This window comes from Pseudomonas sp. WS 5078 (assembly GCF_012985745.1).
Taxonomy (GTDB): domain Bacteria; phylum Pseudomonadota; class Gammaproteobacteria; order Pseudomonadales; family Pseudomonadaceae; genus Aquipseudomonas; species Aquipseudomonas lundensis_A.
Genome location: NZ_JAAQWX010000014.1, coordinates 1 through 19,494 on the forward strand (window position 1 = coordinate 1; position 19,494 = coordinate 19,494).

21 protein-coding genes and 1 pseudogene are annotated in these 19,494 nt (G+C 57.2%); 3 read left to right on the plus strand and 19 right to left on the minus strand.

Going from position 1 to position 19,494, the window contains the following annotated elements:
- Positions 1–160 (minus strand): annotated as a pseudogene (locus tag HBN68_RS17370) (electron transfer flavoprotein subunit beta/FixA family protein); the annotation flags it as partial.
- A 558-nt stretch (positions 161–718) separates the two neighbouring features.
- Between HBN68_RS17370 and HBN68_RS17375 the strand changes: the two are divergent.
- Complete coding sequence (locus HBN68_RS17375; protein WP_094994700.1) at positions 719–2,383, plus strand: electron transfer flavoprotein-ubiquinone oxidoreductase; 1,665 nt, start codon at positions 719–721, stop codon at positions 2,381–2,383.
- A 131-nt stretch (positions 2,384–2,514) separates the two neighbouring features.
- Here the strand turns inward: HBN68_RS17375 and HBN68_RS17380 are convergent, their stop codons facing one another.
- Positions 2,515–3,411, minus strand: a complete 897-nt coding sequence (locus tag HBN68_RS17380) for an AraC family transcriptional regulator (RefSeq protein ID WP_169965476.1) — start codon at positions 3,409–3,411, stop codon at positions 2,515–2,517.
- Positions 3,412–3,592: 181 nt separating this feature from the next.
- Between HBN68_RS17380 and HBN68_RS17385 the strand changes: the two genes are divergently transcribed.
- On the plus strand, positions 3,593–4,657 hold the full coding sequence (locus HBN68_RS17385; RefSeq protein ID WP_094994698.1) for an NAD(P)-dependent alcohol dehydrogenase: 1,065 nt from the start codon (positions 3,593–3,595) through the stop codon (positions 4,655–4,657).
- 4 nt (positions 4,658–4,661) lie between these two features.
- On the opposite strand, the gene HBN68_RS17390 is transcribed toward HBN68_RS17385, so the two are convergent.
- From HBN68_RS17390 to HBN68_RS17465, 16 genes are all read right to left on the minus strand, one after another.
- The gene (locus HBN68_RS17390) at positions 4,662–5,231 is read right to left on the minus strand and encodes a DUF1285 domain-containing protein (RefSeq protein WP_094994697.1); all 570 of its coding nucleotides are present in this window, start codon (positions 5,229–5,231) and stop codon (positions 4,662–4,664) included.
- Positions 5,232–5,246: 15 nt separating this feature from the next.
- On the minus strand, positions 5,247–5,852 hold the full coding sequence (locus HBN68_RS17395) for a DUF4823 domain-containing protein (protein ID WP_094994696.1): 606 nt from the start codon (positions 5,850–5,852) through the stop codon (positions 5,247–5,249).
- Between the two features lie 102 nt (positions 5,853–5,954).
- Complete coding sequence (locus tag HBN68_RS17400; protein WP_094994695.1) at positions 5,955–6,923, minus strand: radical SAM protein; 969 nt, start codon at positions 6,921–6,923, stop codon at positions 5,955–5,957.
- 123 nt (positions 6,924–7,046) lie between these two features.
- Positions 7,047–7,688 (minus strand): TetR/AcrR family transcriptional regulator, encoded by a 642-nt coding sequence (locus HBN68_RS17405; RefSeq protein WP_094994694.1) that lies wholly within the window; start codon positions 7,686–7,688, stop codon positions 7,047–7,049.
- A gap of 341 nt (positions 7,689–8,029) precedes the next feature.
- On the minus strand, positions 8,030–8,815 hold the full coding sequence (locus HBN68_RS17410; RefSeq protein WP_169965478.1) for a TatD family hydrolase: 786 nt from the start codon (positions 8,813–8,815) through the stop codon (positions 8,030–8,032).
- 30 nt (positions 8,816–8,845) lie between these two features.
- Complete coding sequence (locus HBN68_RS17415) at positions 8,846–9,832, minus strand: DNA polymerase III subunit delta' (protein ID WP_169965480.1); 987 nt, start codon at positions 9,830–9,832, stop codon at positions 8,846–8,848.
- Entirely contained in the window at positions 9,825–10,457 is a 633-nt protein-coding gene (gene tmk / locus HBN68_RS17420; RefSeq protein ID WP_169965482.1) for a dTMP kinase, read from the minus strand. The genes HBN68_RS17415 and tmk overlap by 8 nt, the downstream gene beginning before the upstream one ends.
- A 22-nt stretch (positions 10,458–10,479) precedes the next feature.
- Positions 10,480–11,589 (minus strand): endolytic transglycosylase MltG, encoded by a 1,110-nt coding sequence (mltG, locus tag HBN68_RS17425; RefSeq protein WP_094994690.1) that lies wholly within the window; start codon positions 11,587–11,589, stop codon positions 10,480–10,482.
- Positions 11,590–11,592: 3 nt separating this feature from the next.
- Positions 11,593–12,411, minus strand: coding sequence for an aminodeoxychorismate lyase (gene pabC / locus HBN68_RS17430; protein ID WP_169965484.1), 819 nt, complete (start codon positions 12,409–12,411; stop codon positions 11,593–11,595).
- Complete coding sequence (fabF, locus tag HBN68_RS17435; protein ID WP_094994688.1) at positions 12,411–13,655, minus strand: beta-ketoacyl-ACP synthase II; 1,245 nt, start codon at positions 13,653–13,655, stop codon at positions 12,411–12,413. The genes pabC and fabF overlap by 1 nt, the downstream gene beginning before the upstream one ends.
- Before the next feature lie 111 nt (positions 13,656–13,766).
- Positions 13,767–14,003 (minus strand): acyl carrier protein, encoded by a 237-nt coding sequence (gene acpP, locus HBN68_RS17440; RefSeq protein WP_016973676.1) that lies wholly within the window; start codon positions 14,001–14,003, stop codon positions 13,767–13,769.
- Positions 14,004–14,193: 190 nt separating this feature from the next.
- A complete protein-coding gene (gene fabG, locus HBN68_RS17445; RefSeq protein ID WP_094994687.1) occupies positions 14,194–14,937 on the minus strand; it encodes a 3-oxoacyl-ACP reductase FabG in 744 nt (247 codons plus the stop codon).
- Between the two features lie 16 nt (positions 14,938–14,953).
- On the minus strand, positions 14,954–15,892 hold the full coding sequence (gene fabD, locus HBN68_RS17450; protein ID WP_169965486.1) for an ACP S-malonyltransferase: 939 nt from the start codon (positions 15,890–15,892) through the stop codon (positions 14,954–14,956).
- 126 nt (positions 15,893–16,018) lie between these two features.
- Complete coding sequence (gene plsX / locus HBN68_RS17455) at positions 16,019–17,029, minus strand: phosphate acyltransferase PlsX (RefSeq protein WP_094994685.1); 1,011 nt, start codon at positions 17,027–17,029, stop codon at positions 16,019–16,021.
- A gap of 4 nt (positions 17,030–17,033) precedes the next feature.
- The gene (gene rpmF / locus HBN68_RS17460; RefSeq protein ID WP_003442519.1) at positions 17,034–17,216 is read right to left on the minus strand and encodes a 50S ribosomal protein L32; all 183 of its coding nucleotides are present in this window, start codon (positions 17,214–17,216) and stop codon (positions 17,034–17,036) included.
- A gap of 13 nt (positions 17,217–17,229) precedes the next feature.
- The gene (locus HBN68_RS17465; protein ID WP_047276241.1) at positions 17,230–17,757 is read right to left on the minus strand and encodes a YceD family protein; all 528 of its coding nucleotides are present in this window, start codon (positions 17,755–17,757) and stop codon (positions 17,230–17,232) included.
- Positions 17,758–17,862: 105 nt separating this feature from the next.
- On the opposite strand from HBN68_RS17465, the gene HBN68_RS17470 reads away from it, so the two are divergent.
- Positions 17,863–18,441, plus strand: a complete 579-nt coding sequence (locus HBN68_RS17470) for a nucleoside triphosphate pyrophosphatase (protein ID WP_169965488.1) — start codon at positions 17,863–17,865, stop codon at positions 18,439–18,441.
- A gap of 59 nt (positions 18,442–18,500) precedes the next feature.
- Here HBN68_RS17470 and sppA read toward each other — a convergent pair whose 3' ends face one another.
- Positions 18,501–19,490: a signal peptide peptidase SppA gene (sppA, locus tag HBN68_RS17475; protein ID WP_169965489.1), complete on the minus strand. Its 990-nt coding sequence runs from the start codon at positions 19,488–19,490 to the stop codon at positions 18,501–18,503.
- Between the last annotated feature and the right edge of the window lie 4 nt (positions 19,491–19,494).

The following is a 19,494-nucleotide window of genomic DNA, read 5'->3' on the forward strand; positions in this document are numbered from 1 at the left end:
CGCCTTTCTCTTTCAGGCGCACGGCTTCTTCCACTGCGATTTCGCAGAAGGGGTTCATCGACATCTTGACGTTGGCGAGGTCAACGCCGGAGTTGTCCGCTTTGACGCGAACTTTAACGTTGTAATCGACCACTCGTTTGACAGCTACAAGAACCTTCATGGATTCCTCGTTACTCTCCGGTGAAAAGAAAGTCGCCTAGGCGAACCTGGCGGTTGATGCTCATCAGCACAAGGGCACCTCCAAAGATCGTTGCCTTGCCCTGCTTATATAAAGAAGGACGCGTGCCCAAAACTTCCCTTTGCGACCGCTTATCGGATGTGACTGGCAAGTCATTCATCGCAATGACGTGTAAACTTCGCTCAAAAAATGGCAGACCCCATCAGGCTAATGCCTGTGCCCTGTCTTTAGAGGTGCTCTTGAAACCAACAATCAGCCTACGGCGAGCGCAAAACCGCCCGTATCTTGACCGGAACACCTTTTGCGGTCAATACAGCAAATCGGCCACTTTAGAGCCGCGCGTCATTGATTTGTCTGGGTTGCAGGGATTTCAAACAAACGTTTGTATTGGACCCCGCGGGTGGTGTAGATATAATGCCGCCCCTTAGAGAGAGCGGTGCGTCATCCATTGCGTCTTCAGCGAGCGCCGAGGAAATAATGGATGAAACGCCAAACCTCCAATTAGAAAAATACCGTTGAGCCTTGAGTAGGAGATAGCCTGTGGAACGCGAATACATGGAATTCGACGTGGTCATCGTCGGCGCCGGCCCTGCCGGTTTGTCCGCCGCCTGCCGTTTGAAGCAGAAGGCCGCCGAAGCCGGTAACGAAATCAGCGTCTGCGTGGTTGAAAAAGGCTCTGAAGTCGGTGCACACATCCTGTCTGGCGCCGTGTTTGAACCCCGCGCCCTGAACGAATTGTTCCCGGACTGGAAAGAACTGGGCGCTCCACTCAATACACCGGTCACCCGCGACGATATTTATGTACTGCGCAGTGATACCACCTCGACCAAGGTGCCGGACTTCTTTGTGCCCAAGACCATGCACAACGAAGGCAACTACATCATCTCGCTGGGCAACCTGTGCCGCTGGCTGGCGCAACAGGCCGAGAACCTGGGCGTGGAAATCTATCCCGGCTTTGCCGCACAAGACGTCCTGCTTGATGAAAACAACGTGGTCCGCGGGATCATCACTGGCGACTTGGGTGTTGACCGAGAAGGCAACCCAAAAGAAGGCCTGTACACCCCGGGCATGGAACTGCGCGGCAAGTACACGCTGTTCGCAGAAGGCTGCCGCGGTCACCTTGGTAAACAACTGATCGAACGCTTCAAGCTGGACGCCGACGCAGACAGTCAGCACTACGGTATCGGCCTGAAAGAAATCTGGGAAATCGACCCGTCCAAACATCAGCCCGGCCTTGTGGTTCACACCGCGGGCTGGCCTCTGGACGTTATGAGCAGCGAGAACACCGGCGGCTCTTTCCTGTATCACCTGGAAAACAACCAGGTCGTGGTCGGCCTGATTGTTGACCTGTCCTACAGCAACACCTTCCTTTCGCCGTTCGATGAGTTCCAGCGCCTCAAGCATCACCCGGTGCTCAAGCAGTACCTTGAAGGCGGCAAGCGCATCAGTTACGGCGCCCGAGCCATTTGCAAGGGCGGCTTGAATTCGCTGCCTAAAATGGTCTTCAACGGCGGCGCATTGATCGGTTGCGATTTGGGCACGCTGAACTTCTCCAAAATCAAGGGCAGCCACACGGCGATGAAGTCCGGCATGCTCGCCGCCGATGCAGTGGCTGATGCGCTGCTCGCCGGTTCCGAAGGCGGTGATGCGCTCAATACGTACGTTGAAGCCTTCAAAGGCAGTTGGCTGTTTGACGAGTTGTTCGCCAGCCGTAACTTCGGTCCGGCGCTGCACAAGTTCGGCCCTATCCTGGGCGGCGGTTTCAACTGGATGGATCAGAACCTCTTCGGCGGCAAACTGCCGTTCACGTTGCACGACAACAAGCCAGACTACGCGTGCCTGAAGCTGGCCAAAGACTGTAAGAAGATCGACTACCCGAAACCCGACGGCAAGCTCAGCTTCGACAAACTCAGTTCAGTGTTCCTCTCCAGCACCAACCATGAAGAAGAACAGCCTTGTCACCTCAAGCTGCGCGATCCGAACATCCCGATCAGCGTCAACCTGCCGCTGTACGATGAGCCGGCTCAACGCTACTGCCCGGCGGGCGTGTATGAAGTGATCACTCAGGAAAGCGGTGAGAAGCGCTTCCAGATCAACGCGCAAAACTGCGTTCATTGCAAAACGTGCGACATCAAAGACCCGTCGCAGAACATCACTTGGGTTACCCCAGAAGGGGCTGGCGGCCCGACTTACCCGAATATGTAAGCCTGAAGCGGCCACTTAGCCGCTGAAGAGACGACAAGATGTCACGAGCGGCCCCGCTATCGGGGCCACTCACGCAATCATCAACAGTCTTACGCTGCTTTTAGTGGCGACAGGCACGCAAGAACTGCTCGCTACAATCCTCCCGCCCCTTCATGCCCCGGACTGCGCTCGAAATAGCGTTTGTACTCGCGGCTGAACTGCGACGTACTTTGATAACCCACCCGCTCTGCCACTTGCGCAACGCCCAAGCCCTCATTCAACAGCAACTGCTGAGCCCGCAATAAGCGCAAGCGCTTGAGGTACTGCACGGGCGACAACAGCGTACTGCGCTTGAAATGCTCATGAAAAGTGGAGGCGCTCATGTTCGCGCAACGCGCCAGCGTCTCGACATTCAATGGCTCAGCGAAATGTTCGTGTAAATGACTGAGGGACGCTGCCACCCGTGCGAACTGGCCTTGCTGCTCGACCAGCGCGCGCAATACGCCTGCCTGCGGTCCTCGCAAGGCCGCAAAGAGCACTTCGCGCAACCGCGCCTTGCCCATGATCCGGCACTCCAAAGGGTCGTGCAGACAGCGCAGTAACCGCTCAACCGCTTGGCGCATTTCGTCATCCAGCACGGCTGAGGTCATGGACTCGGGCGTTTGAGCAATAGCGCTGCGATCAGGATCACGCCCCATTGCCAGCACCAACTCACCGAGCACGGCGCGGTCAATACTGATGGCCACACCCAGCAGGGGAACTTGCTCAGATGCAAAGGTCTCACACTCGAACGGGACGGATAACGCCTGCACCAGATAATGCCCTGCGCCATATTCCAGTGTCCGCTGTCCGAGATAGGCCAACTTACTGCCCTGAGCGATGACCATTAGGCTAGGCTCATAAATCTGCGGCATGCGCGCCACTGCCCGACAGGCAGAAACCACGCGCACTTCGGGCAACAATGTCGATACAAAACCGATTTGCGAGGCCAACGGCTGGATCAATGAAACCAGCGTGGCATTCTCGTCGCGGTGGCGAGTCAAAAACATGCAGACAACTTCACAAGAGGAATAGACAGGCGCATCTTCGCAGAATTGACGGTTAAAACCAGATCCACCCCGACACGCCGGAGGAATAGGCATAACAGGCGGAGGAATCGTCATAGTCCTGACAGGCAGGCGGGCGCAAAATCACCTCCTTGTTTACAGTCAACGTTTCGCGAGGTTCTCCATGTCCAACGTCACCTATAACGCCATCGGCTACGCCGCTAAAACCGCTTCCGCTCCTTTGACGCCGATGCAGTTCAACCGTCGCGCGCCGCGCCCGGACGACGTCGCCATCGAGGTCATGTACTGCGGCGTGTGCCACTCCGATATTCACCAAGTGCATAACGATTGGGGCTTTGCCGTTTACCCGGTCATGCCGGGCCACGAAATCGTCGGCAAAGTGACTGCAGTGGGCAGCGCCGTGACCAAGTACAACGTGGGCGATCTGGTTGGAGTGGGCTGCATGGTCGACTCGTGCCGCGAATGCTCCGCGTGCAAGGAAGACCTGGAGCAATATTGCCTCGAAGGTTTTACCCAAACGTACGGCTCGCCGGACCGCATCGATGGCACCACCACCATGGGCGGCTACTCGGACAGCATCGTGGTACGCGAAGATTTCGTGGTGCGCATCCCGGAAAACCTTGACCCGGCGAGCGCAGCACCGCTGCTGTGTGCCGGCATTACCACCTACTCGCCCCTGCAACACTACGGGGTTGAGCCGGGCGACAAGGTGGGTGTACTGGGCATGGGCGGCCTGGGCCATATGGGCATCAAGTTCGCCAAGGCCATGGGCGCTGAAGTGACCTTGTTCACCCGCTCCGCCGCCAAGGCCGAGGAAGCCCGTCGTCAGGGAGCCGATCACGTGATCGTGTCCACCGATGCCGAGCAAATGAAGGCCGCTGCTGGCAGCTTCGACTTCTTGCTGGACACCATTCCGGTGAAACACGACCTAAACCCCTACCTCGAAACCCTGCGTTTTGACGGGGTGCATATTCTGGTGGGCCTGATCGAACCGATTGAACCTGCTGTCAACGCCTTCAATCTGGTATTCAAACGCCGCGTGCTGGCCGGGTCGTTGATTGGCGGGATCGCTGAGACTCAGGAAATGCTCGACTTCAGCGCAGCCAACGGTATTACTTGCGACATCGAAATGCTCGACATCAAAAACATCAATCAGGCGTTTGAACGCGTGCAGAAAGGCGACGTGAAATACCGCTTTGTGATTGATATGAAAACGCTGAAAGCCTAAGCGTTTACGCACCCGGGTCCGGGGCGATGGGGAAAAACTCCCCATGGCTCCAGACGCCGAACCACAACTGACCGTCAATCGGTCGCGTTTGCGCCAGCTCTACCAACTGGTAGAACACATTGCGATGGATCAAGGCTTCCAGATTCCGGCGCACCCGTAGGTAGGGCGAGGGCTCCTGAGTGACAGGGTCGATCGCTACCCGCACCGGATGCTCAGGACCCGCCTCAATCAGATCATCCACATTAGTGATGAATCGCAGCACCTGCTGCTCTCCCTCCCCCTGCACATCCAGTGCAACTGCCACAAATGGCGCGTCATCGACCTTTATGCCGACTTTTTCCACCGGTGTGATCAGAAAATAATCATCACCATCGCGACGAATTATGGTCGAGAACAATTTGACCATTGGCTTACGACCGATCGGCGTTCCCATGTAATACCACGTGCCATCACGGGCGATGCGCATGTCGATATCACCACAAAACGCGGTGTCCCACAGATGAACCGGCGGCAATCCCTTGTCGGCTCTCGGGATTTGCGCCAACAGATTACTGACGTCAACCGGCTCGCTCATGGTGCTTCCCTCGCTCTATTGGTCGCTCAAGCCTATCAAGCTGCGGGCGTACTTAGCCAGCGGCGGGCCAATCAGGTCGGCTGGTTTGTTGTCATGGAACGTCAGCAAGCCGCCACGGCTGCGGATGGTCGCCGTATCGATCAGGTATTGGGTGCTGGTTTCAATCAACATCACTTGAATCACACCGCTATCGATGCCCAAACGACTGATCTCTTCCTGATCCAGCCACTCGTCACTGTTACCAATGCGGTCGTCGGCACGGGCAAACCGCGTGTACAACAAATAATGAGCGCCGTATCCCCGCGCTTCGGTCATTGCTTCATCCAGCCCGACCGGCGCCTTGGCGCGACGCACCATTGGGAAATATTCAACAAAACCGTTAAACGCCTCTTCCGCGACTACGTTGGGCCGAACATAAGGGTCGCCAATTGGCTTGAAGGGGCCCTGAGCGATGTAAATAAAGGAATCAGGCTGAATGCGCAGGGAATTGCTGCGGCGCGTGTTGCTATGGTCCAGCAGACCGGCATCACTCATTTGATCACGTGCGCCTTGACCCAGGTCGCTGACCTTCATGCATCCACCCAGCGCCAACAAAGCCAGCAAAACAAACAGACTACGCATCCTGATCTCCTGATGACCGGCGACAAAAAACCGGCGAGTAGTCGCGTAATGCAGTTTGCGCGCCAGTTTGTGCAGTCACTTGAGGTTTAGCGCGGCCCGGTTTTAGCCGCCGATGATTTTCATCACGGTGGCGCCACCCGAGAAGGCAATGTCCTGTTTGTCGCCCAGGGCTTTCATCAGCAACCCCTGCAATGCAGGCAACGCTTCGTGACGGGGCTTGTTGAGCAAGTCGCCGACATAATGGCGATTGCTTGACGATAAACAGCCATGCAGCCAGCCGGTAGAAGAGAGTCGCAAACGCGAGCAGGTTCGACAAAACGGCACGCTTTCGTTGGCAATCACACCAAAGTACCCGCAGCCCGGAATCTGGTAACGCACGGCAGTGGCATCCACCGGTGCATCGGCCTGCAAATATTCATGACGCTCGCCAATCAACGCGAGCAACTGTTGCAGGCTGACGAATTGTTGCAGGAACCCATTCCCGTCGCTGGCCAGATGCCCCATGCGCATGAGCTCGATAAAACGCAGCTCATAGCCGCGCTCCAGACAGTATTCGAGTAGCGGCATGACTTGATCGAGGTTCTGCCCACGCAAGGGCACCATGTTGACCTTGATTTTCATGCCTGCATCGCTGGCCTGTTGCAGACCGTCGAGCACCGTGGCCAAGTCACCGCCGCGAGCAATGCTGCGGAAGGTATCGGGGTCCAGCGTATCGAGAGATACATTGAGACGACGAATGCCCGCATCCACCAACAGGGGCAATTTGCGAGCAAGCAATTGGCCATTAGTGGTCAGGCTGATATCACTCAGGCCCAACTGCCCGACTTCACGCATAAAGGTTTCAAGTTTGGGGCTTACCAGTGGCTCCCCCCCTGTAATACGCAAACGCTCAATGCCCGCTGCTTCTATCAGGTAGGCAACCCCACGCGCCATGGCCTCGGCCGACAATTCATCCTGCGCTGCCACGAGCCGCTTGCCATTGGGGACGCAATACGTGCAGGCATAGTTGCAAGCTGACGTCAGACTGATGCGCAAGTTGCGAAATTGTCTGCCTTGGCGGTCAACAATCATGGATGACTCCGGCACGAGAGAAAGGGGGTGCGCCAAAACCTGACTCAAGTATCAGATTTTGGCAAGACCCAAGCCTGAGTATAGGCGGCACGACAGGGTGCCATGCAGGGCTAAGCAGCAGTGTTAGTCGACTGCCGGCGTGTCTGAATCGCGCTTGCGCTTGTTGCCCATGCGCACACCGATGTCCATCAGGAACTGGAAAAAACCTTCCTGGTCTTCCAGCACATTGCTCCAGAACGGCGAGTGGTACAGCGCCACGGCGCCATGCACCAACGCCCAGGCGGCGCAATAGTGGAAATAAGGCGGCACGTCTTCCAGCTTGCCTTCACTGATACGGCCCTTGATGAGCAGGGTCAGGCGTTCAAAATTCGACGCGCGAATCTTGTGTAACTCCTCCACCAGCTCAGGCACCTGATTGCCTTTGACCACCTTCTCTTCAAGGCGGTCAAACAACCGATAACGTTGAGGGTCACGCATGCGGAATTCAAAATAGGCGCGCGACAGCGCTTCCTTATCCTTGTCCACGTCAGCGGAATGCAACAACGCGTTCAAATCGCGCTCGTAATCGAGCATCAGGCGCAAGTAGATCTCAGCCTTGGATTTGAAGTGCTTGTAAATAGTGCCTTTGCCGATACCGACGGCATCCGCAATCATCTCGACGGTGACGCTGTCTTCACCCTGTTCGAGGAACAGCTTGAGCGCGGTATCGAGAATTTCTTGCTCACGGCGACGAAACTCACGGACCTTACGGGGTTCTTTGTGCATAAGAAAAGGTCTGTAGGGGGCAAAATCGAAGCCCGGTATTATGCCTAAGTCACGCTAAATTGCACGGATCATCCTGCAAATCGATCGGTGCCGGGAAATTCCGTTGCAGCCGATACGTACTCAACCGAATCACGGGTATTCCAAATCTGTTTAAAAAATGTACAGCCAAGACTGGACGCCTGACAATGCTGACCAATACTTAAGGGGTCGGCGGTACATCCCCCCAAGTGCTTCGCCGATAAAGGCCGCCACGGACTGTGTGCCTTTGTTTTACTCCTAATGGTCTTAACCCGGATTCCCCCAGAGCCCGGGTTTTTTTTGCCTTTATGAAGGTCGGGCGATCAGCGCTGGACCCGTGCCAACGGAAACAGACGCTGGAAGTTTTCTGTGGTCTGCTCTGCAAAGCGTTCGTATGACTCACCACGGAGCATGGCCAGGAACTCAGCCACTTCTCGCACGTATTGCGGAAGATTCGGCTTGCCGCGGTAAGGAATGGGGGCGAGGTACGGAGAGTCGGTCTCCACCAGCAAGCGGTCGGCAGGCACCTGACGGGCCACATCACGCAGCGCATCGGCATTGCGGAACGTCACGATGCCGGACAGCGAGATGTAAAACCCCAGGTCCAACGCAGCCTTGGCCATCTCCCAATCTTCGGTAAAGCAATGCAGCACACCCGCCTGTGGCAGTGCCGCTTCACGCAGCAGCGTCAATGTATCGGCGCGGGCGCCACGGGTATGAACCACCACGGGTTTGCCGGTCTGCTGCGCAGCCTCAAGGTGAACGCGAAATGACATCTGCTGCAATTCGGCCGCTTCAGGCTCGTAGTGATAATCCAGACCGGTTTCACCAATGGCCACTACACGCGGATGGTTCAACTCACCGAGCAACCAGTCCAGCGCCGGTGCAGCACCGGGCTGTACGTCCAGAGGGTGGACGCCCACCGAGCAATCTACATCGTCATAACGATCCGTCAGGGCTTTGACATCGGCCGCATTGTCGGCACTGACACCAATGCACAGAAAATGCCCCACACCTCGTTCCCGGGCCGCTTGCAGCGCGGCATCCAGCGAGCCGTCGTGGGCGCTTAAATCGAGACGGTCGAGATGGCAATGGGAGTCGACGAGCATAGCAATCACCTGCTTGGAATTTAAATCAAATCAGCGCTGGCCGGGCAGGCTTGCCCATTGCACCAGTAACGCTTCGAGCAACAGCACACGATTAAGGTTGGCTTTGCCCAGCACTTTCTGACGCTGGGCAAGAATCCAGTCCTGAATGTTCAACACGTTTGCCTGCGGGGTTTTCTGTGCCAGGTATTGCAGCACTTTGCGCATGTCTTCCAGGCCAAGGCCGGACTCATCCTGCGTCAACTGATAACGCAGAATCAGGCTCGACCAGTCGCAGAACCAGTCAAACAGCAACAGCAAGGGAATCGCATTCCAGCTCTCCGCCAACTGAGTGGCCGACTGCTGATGCTTGAGCAATTTTTTCACGCCATCAACCACAGACGCACGTTGCTCGCGCACGCCTTGTGCCTGCAACTTAACCGCCGCCAAGGGTGAACCGGCTGCCAAGGTCAGCAACTCCACGCGTTCCTGGACAGTGCAATCGGGCAAGGCCGTGGCCAGCCATTGCAGGCTGAGCGCCTCACTTGGCAGCGGGCAGGCTTGTTGCACACAACGACTGCGTATGGTGGGCAGCAAACGGCTGGACTGGTGGCTGACCAACAGCAACACCGTATCGCCCGAGGGCTCTTCCAGGCTTTTTAGCAAAGCATTGGCAGCATTGATGTTCATGGCCTCAACGGGCTCAACCAATACCACCTTGCGCCCCCCTAATTGGGCTGTCTGCACGACAAAACTCACGAGTTCCCGCACTTGATCGACCTTGATCGCCTTGTCGGCTTCTTCAGGCTCAAGAATGTAATTGTCAGGATGACTGCCCGCGGCCAGCAATAAACAGGATTTGCACGTGCCGCACGCTTCAAGCCCATTTGGCTGCTTGCACAACAGACTGGCCATCAGGCGCTCGGCAAGGGCTCGCTTGCCGATGCCTGCGGGCCCGTGCAGCAAGTAAGCATGCGCGTGCTGGGCGCGCCCGGCCATTTGCTGCCACAAAGCGTCTTGCCACGGATAAGCCTCAGCCACGGTACATCCCTAGCAATTGTGGCAGCAGGTTATCCAATTGAGTCTGTACCTGCTCCAGGGTTTGAGCAGCGTCGATCAACCGATAACGCTGCGGCGCAGCCTCGGCGCGTTGCAGGTACGTGCTGCGAACGGCATCGAAGAAGGTACGGCCTTCCTGCTCAAAACGATCAAGTCGCCCCCGAGCACTGGCGCGGGCCATGCCCACTTCAATCGGCAAGTCGAACACCAGCGTCAAATCCGGACGCAGCCCCCCTTGCACAAAATCTTCGAGCACCGCGATGCGCCCGTGCGACAAACCACGACCGCCCCCCTGGTACGCATACGTTGCATCCGTAAACCGGTCGCACAGCACCACCGCACCGCGGGCCAGCGCCGGACGGATGACCTCGGCCAAATGCTGGGCTCGCGCAGCGAACACCAGCAGCAGCTCGGTATCGGCGCACATGGCATCTTCGCTCGGCGTCAGTAACAGCTCACGAATGCGCTCGGCCAACGGTGTACCGCCCGGTTCGCGGGTCAGCACTACATCAATGCCCTCCTCGCGCAAGCGTGCAGCCAGGTACTCACGGTTGGTGCTCTTGCCCGCACCTTCGGGGCCTTCCAGGGTAATAAACAAGCCAGTCACAGGCTGCGGTCCTTCATCAGTGTCATTGCTCGCCTTTCGGCTCGGTTTCAGCGGGTGCCGGCTCAACCGCAGGCTCTGTCTGTGGCGTCGCGTCCGCCGCTGGCGCGGGGCTCGAACGGTAATCAGCGCGGCGCTTGATCTGAAACTCGCGAACGGCATTGTTGTGCGCGTCCAGATCGTCCGAGAATGTATGGCTGCCATCGCCCTTGGCCACAAAATACAGGCTGCTGCCGCTGACCGGGTGCAAAGCCGCATGAATCGCCTCGCGCCCCACCATGGCAATCGGTGTCGGCGGAAGACCGGGGATGGTGTAGGTGTTGTAAGGCGTTGGCTCACGCAGATGGGCACGGGTCAACTTGCCGTTATAACGCTCACCCAGGCCATAGATGACAGTAGGGTCTGTCTGCAAAGGCATACCGATTTTCATGCGACGCACAAATACCCCGGCAATTTGCCCACGCTCATGGGGCACACCGGTTTCTTTCTCGACCAGCGACGCCATGGTCAACGCCTGATAGGGATCGGTGTAAGGCACCCCTGGGTCGCGCTGCTCCCATTCTTCGGCCAACACTTTGTGCAGGCGGTCGTAGGCTTTTTCAAGGAGCTGCGCATCGCTCATGCCGCGCACAAAACGATAGGTGTCAGGAAAGAAACGTCCTTCCGGGAATTCACCCGGATGCCCGAGTTTATCCATCACTTCACTGTCGCTCAGGCCATCAAGCGTCTGCTCGATTTTTTCATGCCGGGCCAATGCACTGCGCACCTGGCGGAAATTCCAGCCTTCCACCAGCGTCAAGCTGTATTGCACCACTTCGCCACGCTGCCACAGGCCAATAAGGTCGTGCGCCGTCATGCCGGGCGTCATCCGGTACTCGCCGCTGTGCAACGGCTGCCCCGCGAGGTTGAAACGCCAATAGAGGCGCAGCCAGAATGCGTCGCTAAGTGTGTCGTCTGCCTCAAGGCGATTGAAAGTCCCGGTCGGGGTTGCGCCAGCGGGCACATCAAGCAGTTGCTCTTGGGTCAGGTTCAGCGGTTGTTCAAGCGCAGCGTTGAGTTTCCAGGCACCAGCGCCCAGCACAAGGCCCGCCAGCACCAGACCTGTCTCCAGCAGCAGCAAGAATTTACGTTTCACGAATCAAACATCCAATAGGGTGCGGGCAATGCCTTGCAGTTTACGGGTGAGCGGCCCCACCGGCCAGCTCAGGTCTGCAAATGCGCGCACAGGCCAAACGCCATACACGCTGTTGCAGACAAACAATTCATCAGCCTGTTGCAACTGCTCAAGGCTGATATCGGTGACATGACACGGGATAGCCAGACGCACGGCCTCAGCCAGTAACGCCGCCCGCATAACACCAGCCACACCGCTGCGTTGCAGGTCCGGCGTGAGCAATATGCCGTCCCGTACCAGAAAAATATTACTGAAAACGCCTTCTATGACCCGACCTGATGTATCACGCATCAAACCTTCGGCGTAGGCAGGATCTTGCCATTCGGAGCGAGCAATCACTTGCTCCAGTCGGCAGAGGTGCTTGAGCCCCGCCAGCAGCGGCTGTTCGGACAACCGCGTGGCACAGTCATAGAGAGCAACCCCATCGCGGGCGTTAGCCAGCGGATAGGCAGCAGAGGGACTGGCTTGCAGAATTCTTCGAGGCTGCGCCTCGGCAAATGCGCCATAACCGCGCGGGCCATCGCCGCGGGTCAGGATCAGTTTGAGTACGCCCTCACCCATCTGGTGCGCGTAAGCCAGCAGCTCACTGCGGATCAAAGCGTGATCCGCAGTGATCGCCAACCGGGAACACCCCAGCGCCAGACGCTGCATGTGCAGCTCCAGCAACCGGGGACTGCCAGCCTTGACGGCAATGGTTTCGAACAAACCATCACCGTAGGCCAGCCCACGGTCCTGGAGCGACGGCAGACCGTCAGCTGGCAGACCGTCGACCCAGCTGTGCATCACTCGGCGTACCGGCGGAACACCAGTGAGCCGTTGGTGCCGCCAAAACCGAAGGAGTTGGAAAGCACGACATCAATCGGCATTTCGCGCGGCGTGTGCGGCACAAAATCCAGATCGCAACCTTCATCAGGCTCGTCGAGGTTGATGGTCGGCGGCGCGATCTGGCTGTTGATGGCCAGCACGCTGAAAATTGCCTCCACGGCCCCTGCTGCACCGAGCAAGTGACCAGTCATCGACTTGGTCGAGCTGACAGCCAACTGGTAGGCGTAATCACCGAACACCGACTTGATCGCCGAGACTTCTGCCAGGTCACCAGCAGGCGTCGACGTGCCGTGTGCATTGATGTATTGCACTTGATCAACGTTCAGCTTCGCATCACGCAAGGCATTGGTGATGCAGCGTGCCGCGCCCGCGCCATCTGCCGGTGGCGAGGTCATGTGATAAGCGTCGCCGCTCATCCCGAAACCGATCAGCTCGGCATAAATGGTCGCGCCCCGGGCCTTTGCATGCTCAAGCTCCTCAAGCACCAATGCACCGGCGCCGTCGGACAGCACGAAGCCGTCACGGCCCTTGTCCCACGGACGGCTGGCGCGTGTCGGGTCGTCGTTGCGCGTCGACAGCGCACGGGACGCGCCGAAGCCGCCCATACCCAGACCGCACGCCGCCATTTCGGCACCGCCGGCAATCATTACATCGGCTTCGCCGTAAGCAATGTTGCGCGCCGCCATGCCGATGCAGTGCGTACCTGTGGTACACGCCGTCGAGATGGCATAGTTAGGCCCCTGTGTGCCCAAGTGGATAGACAGGAAACCGGAAATCATATTGATGATCGAACCCGGCACAAAAAACGGAGAAATCCGTCGTGGGCCTTGTTCATGCAAGGTACGGCTGGTTTCTTCGATATTGGTCAAACCGCCAATACCTGACCCCATCGCCACACCGATGCGTTCACGATTGGCGTCAGTGACTTCAAGGCCGGCATTACGCACTGCCTGGAAACCAGCGGCCAAACCGTATTGAATAAACAGGTCAAGTTTTCGGGCTTCTTTAACGGAGAGGTAATCCTCGACGTTAAAGCCCTGTACCGAGCCGCCAAAACGGGTGGAATAGGCAGAAAGATCCGTGTGTTCGATCAGACCAATGCCACTGCGGCCTGCCAGAATGCCTTGCCAGGTGCTCGGAACATCCGCACCCAGTGGCGACAACATCCCCATACCGGTGACTACGACGCGTCTACGCGACACAGCACTCTCCTTTATTCTATTGACGACACTTTGCATCACGCCTAAAGAAAAAACCGCACGCCTGAGCGGCAGTGCGGTTTTTCCATGACAGCGTGCAACGATTACAAACTATTACGCCTGGTGGGCAGTAACGTAATCGATAGCAGCTTGTACAGTAGTGATCTTCTCAGCTTCTTCGTCAGGAATTTCGGTCTCGAATTCCTCTTCCAGAGCCATCACAAGCTCAACGGTGTCAAGGGAGTCGGCACCCAGGTCTTCAACGAAGGAAGCGCTGTTGGTCACTTCTTCTTCTTTAACGCCCAGTTGCTCGGCAACGATTTTCTTGACGCGTTCTTCGATGGTGCTCATACCTTGTTTTCACTCCTAATGGACAAATTCAGGCAGCTGGCCAGTGGGCAAGTGTATCTAAAGGCTTTTCAATTTTTCAACTGAAAGCTTTGCACGTGCCCCGCGATGACCGGCTACCTATAAAAAGATGCAGCTTTATAACGGATTTTAGACAGCTCGTATGACATTTTTTTGAAGCAATCCGTCACATTTAACTCATGTACATCCCGCCGTTGACCGGGATTGTAGCCCCAGTCACGTAAGCTGCGCCGTCCGAAGCCAGGAAAGAAACCACATTCGCGATCTCTTGAGCCTGCCCCAGGCGACCCAGTGGAATCTGTGTCAGCAACGCTTCACGCTGTGCTTCAGGCAATTCGCGCGTCATGTCGGTATCGATAAAGCCAGGCGCTACCGAGTTGACCGTGATGGAGCGCGAGCCCACTTCACGCGCCAGAGCACGACTGAAACCTTCGAGGCCGGCCTTGGCGGCGGCATAGTTTACTTGGCCTGCGTTGCCCATGGCACCCACAACCGAGCCAATGTTGATAATTCGACCCCAACGGGCTTTGGTCATGCCGCGCAAAACACCCTTGGACAGGCGGAACAGACTGTTCAAGTTGGTATCGACAACGTCATGCCACTCGTCGTCTTTCATGCGCATCATCAGGTTATCGCGGGTGATGCCGGCATTATTGACCAGAATTGCCGGCGCACCGAATTGCTCCTGGATGCTGGCCAATACCGCTGCCACCGATTCGTCATTGGTGACGTTCAGTTCCATGCCAGTGCCTTGAACACCGTTTTCTTTCAGCGTAGCGGCAATGCGCTCAGCGCCAGAGGCCGAGGTCGCGGTGCCGATAACGACGGCGCCCTGACGCCCCAACTCCAGTGCGATCGCCTGGCCAATGCCACGGCTAGCGCCTGTTACCAGTGCAACTTTACCTTGCAAGCTCATGCAGGATTCTCCTGATTCAGACCAGTGCCGCACGCGCAGCGGCGAAGGCATCCGGGGTATTCAAATTGTGGGTGGTGACGCCTTCAGCGCAACGCTTGCTGATGCCCGCCAGCACTTTGCCCGGGCCGCATTCAACCAGATCAACCGGGCCATTGGCCGCCAGACATTGAACCGACTCAACCCAACGCACAGGCTTGTAGAGCTGCTCGAGCAAATCGCGCTTGATGACATTCAGATCATTTGTCACGGCCGCGCTGACGTTTTGCACCAAAGAGATCTTTGGATCGTTCCAGCGGATGGCTTCGATGGCTTCAGCAAAACGCTCTGCCGCAGGGCGCATCAGCTCGCAGTGTGACGGCACGCTGACCGGCAACGGCAGCGCACGCTTGGCGCCAGCCGCCTTGCACAGTTCCATGGCGCGCTCAACAGCCGCCTTGGTGCCCGCGATCACGACTTGACCCGGCGAGTTGAAGTTAACAGCACTGACCACGTCACCTTGCGCGGCGTCAGCACATGCCTGGATGACCACAGCATCGTCCAGGCCAAGAATCGCCGCCATGGCGCCTTGACCGGCAGGAACAGCTTCCTGCATCAGACGGCCACGGCACTCCACCAGTTTGACCGCCTCAGCCAGAGTCAGGCATTCAGCGGCTACAAGTGCACTGTATTCACCCAAGCTATGGCCCGCGACAAAATCAGGATGCTTGCCCCCTTCGGCCAGCCACAGGCGCCACAAGGCAATCGAGGCCGTCAGAATGGCAGGCTGCGTAATATCAGTTTGATTCAGCTTCTCGGCAGGGCCTTCCTGGGTCAACGCCCACAGGTCGTAACCCAGCGATTTGGAGGCTTCCGTAAAGGTTTCCAGGACCAGCGGGTGTGCCGCGCCCAGCTCGGCCAACATGCCGAGGGACTGCGAACCCTGCCCTGGAAAGACGAATGCGAGGGATGTAGACATGTAACAAGCCCCTAATAATCTGGTCGTCGGTGAATTGACGTTCCGCCATTGCGGACGCAAGAAACTGACAGTTGGATGGCTGTTTGGACCGAGCGGTCACATTTAAGCACTCGACCTTCAAAACGCCTACGGTAACAACCCTTCAAGACGTCCATGCAAACGCTTTGGCAGGTCTTCATGGATTTCAATCAGCGCACGCTCTATCGCGCTTTGAAAGCCCTGAGCACCTGCCGAACCGTGACTTTTAATGACTATGCCCTGCAACCCCAAAAAACTCGCGCCATTGTGTCGCGCAGGCGCAAGATCAGCCTGCAGGCGACGCAGCAACGGCAACGCCAGCACCCCGACAAAACGACCCGCGACTGTGCGTTTGAACAACGCTTCAATGCGGCCCGCGATCATGGTGGCCAGACCTTCGCTGGACTTGAGCAGAATATTTCCGACAAATCCGTCGCACACCACGACGTCCGCTTCCCCCCGATACAGGCCGTCACCTTCGACGAAACCGATGTAGTTCAATCCCGGCGCAGACTGAAGCAAGGTCGCCGCCTCTTTGACTTGCTGATTACCTTTGATGTCCTCAGTACCAATATTGAGCAGCGCTACGCGTGGGCGTAACGTGCCAAGCGCCTGAGCCGCCACCGACCCCATCACGGCAAACTGAAACAACTGCTGCGCAGTGCAGTCGACATTGGCCCCGAGGTCCAGCAACTGACAATAGCCTGCTTGTGTGGGTACTGCTGCCACCATTGCCGGACGATCAATACCCGGGAGTGTTTTGAGAACAAACCGCGAAAGGGCCATCAATGCCCCCGTATTGCCCGAACTCACACACGCCTGCACTTTGCCATCGCGCAACAACTCCAGCGCCACGCGCATGGAAGAGTCCGGCTTGCCACGCAAGGCATGGGAAGGCCGCTCACTCATGGAAATGACTTCGCAGGCAGGTGTAATGGTCAGGCGCGAGCGATCAACAGTCGAATGGCTGGCAATCAATTCTTCAAGTACGGAGGGTTGACCAACAAGGGTCAGGTGAAGCGAGGGCGTAGCAGATAGGCAAGCGATACATGCCTGAACAATGCTGCGGGGACCGAAGTCCCCGCCCATTGCGTCGATCGCGATGACCTGAACGGACAAGTGATTACTCGTCAGCGCCCTTGTCGATCACTTTACGACCACGGTATACGCCTTCTGGCGATACGTGGTGACGCAGGTGAATTTCACCGGTGGTTTTTTCTACAGACAGCGTGCTAGCCGAAAGAGCATCGTGCGAACGACGCATGTCACGGGCAGAGCGGGATTTTTTGTTCTGCTGAACAGCCATAATTGATTAACTCCTAAACGTTTGGGTCACGCTTTAACTGCGCCAATACACTGAACGGGTTGGACCGCGTTACCTCGTCCTCGCCTGGATCGGGCTCATCGAGACCCGCCGGCTGCTGGCATTCTTCCGGATGATGAGCAGGCACAATGGGCAAGGCGAGCAAAAGCTCCTCCTCGATCAGTGCATGCAGATCCAATGGATCTTCGCCCAGTTCCAGCACGTCATAACCTTTCGGTAACGACTGGGTATTCGCACCCTCTTTCACCACGGCATAACTGCATTCGCTATGGATCGGCAGGGTGACCAGCTCAAGACAACGCTGGCAAACCATCTTGACCTCGACGTCGATGGAGCTGTGTATTACCACAGATCTTCGCTCGTCGCGCTCAAAAACAAATTTAGCCTGCACCGTACCGACATCGTCGGAAAGCGGGTCGCAGAGTCTCTCCAAATCGGCCAGCAGCACTTCACCTTGAAGGGTAGTGCCACGATCAGCCAATTTGCGCGGGTCAACGTGAGGTGGAATCGGGTCATTCAACATAGGCGCAGCATTCTAGGGACGACCCCCTCACCTGTCAAAGGAAATTGTGCCTGTGCGACATCCCGTGCGCCCGCTAGAATCGCCGCTCATCTTCAGGAGACGCGCATGCTGCCTTTATTACTTGCCTCAAGCTCGGTTTATCGTCGCCAATTGCTCGACCGCCTGCGCCTTCCTTTCACGTGCAGCTCACCCGACATAGACGAAGCCCACCGCCCCGAAGAGAGCGCAACCGAACTGGTCCGACGCCTGTCCCTGCAAAAGGCGCAGGCCCTCGCCAGCAGCCATCCCGAGCACCTTATCATCGGCTCCGACCAAGTGGCCGTCCTTAACGGAAAGATCATTGGCAAGCCTCACACCTTTGACAACGCACGCCAGCAACTGTTGAACGCCAGCGGCGCCAGCGTCAGCTTCCTGACCGGCCTTACGCTACTCAATAGCCAGACCGGCAACTACCAGACCGACTGCGTACCGTTCACCGTGCACATGCGCTCGCTCAGCACACAGCAGATCGAACGCTACCTGCGCGCCGAGCAGCCCTATGATTGCGCGGGCAGCTTCAAAGCCGAAGGACTTGGGGTGAGTCTGTTTCAGCGCACTGAGGGCGACGACGCCACCAGCCTGGTCGGCTTACCACTGATCAGCCTGGTAAACATGCTTATTAATGAAGGCATCAGCATCCCCTGACACCGGCCTCAGACACAAAAAAGCCGACCTTCTCAGGTCGGCTTTTTAGCAACCCCCCCTCAACGAAGGGTCGGCCCCTGAAACCCCATCCACAGGGCTATATGTTCCGCCACGCTGGCACCCAGCTTTTTAGAGAATCGATCGAACGCCGACTCTTGCACCGTGAAGTCAACCAGCTCTTTCTCGCCGATCACGTCCCGCGCAACCGAACTGGCATTGCCCAATCCATCAATCAACCCTAAGGGCAGCGCCTGCTGACCCGTCCAGACCAACCCCGAAAACAGCTCGGGATGCTCCTTATCCTTCAGACGATCGCCACGCCCCTGCTTGACGCTTGCAATGAACTGCTCATGGGTAACATTCAGCACACCCTGCCAGAACTTGGTTTCATCCGGCTTTTCAGGCTCGAACGGATCCAGAAACGCCTTGTGCTCGCCCGAGGTGTAAGCGCGACGCTGAATACCCAGCTTTTCCATCGCACCGACAAATCCGAAACCGGCCGCTGTCACGCCAATCGAACCAACCAGACTGGCCTTGTCGGCATAGATCTCATCGGCCGCGCTCGCAATGTAATAAGCCCCTGAAGCCCCGAGATCGGAGATCACCGCATACACCTTGGTATCCGGGTGCAACCCGCGCAGACGGCGTATTTCGTCGTACACATAACCCGATTGCACAGGACTGCCGCCCGGGCTATTGATGCGCAGCACCACACCTTTAACTTTCGGATCATCAAATGCCGCTTGCAGACTGGTCACCAGATTGTCGGCACTGGCCTGCTCTTTATCCGCAATGACACCACGCACATCGATCAGCGCACTGTAATGCGCACCTGAAGCGGCGTTGCGCTCCATATCCATCAACGGCGTAAAGGTCAGAAGGACAGCTACCAACAACAAGAATGAGAGCAGCTTGAAGAAAATTCCCCAGCGACGCGCACGACGCTGCTCCTGAATGCCGGCCAGCAAGGTTTTTTCCAGCAGCTTCCAGCTCTTGTCATCGCCAGCAGCGGGCTCAGCCTCGGCAGGCGCCTTCCATTGATCAACCATGCAT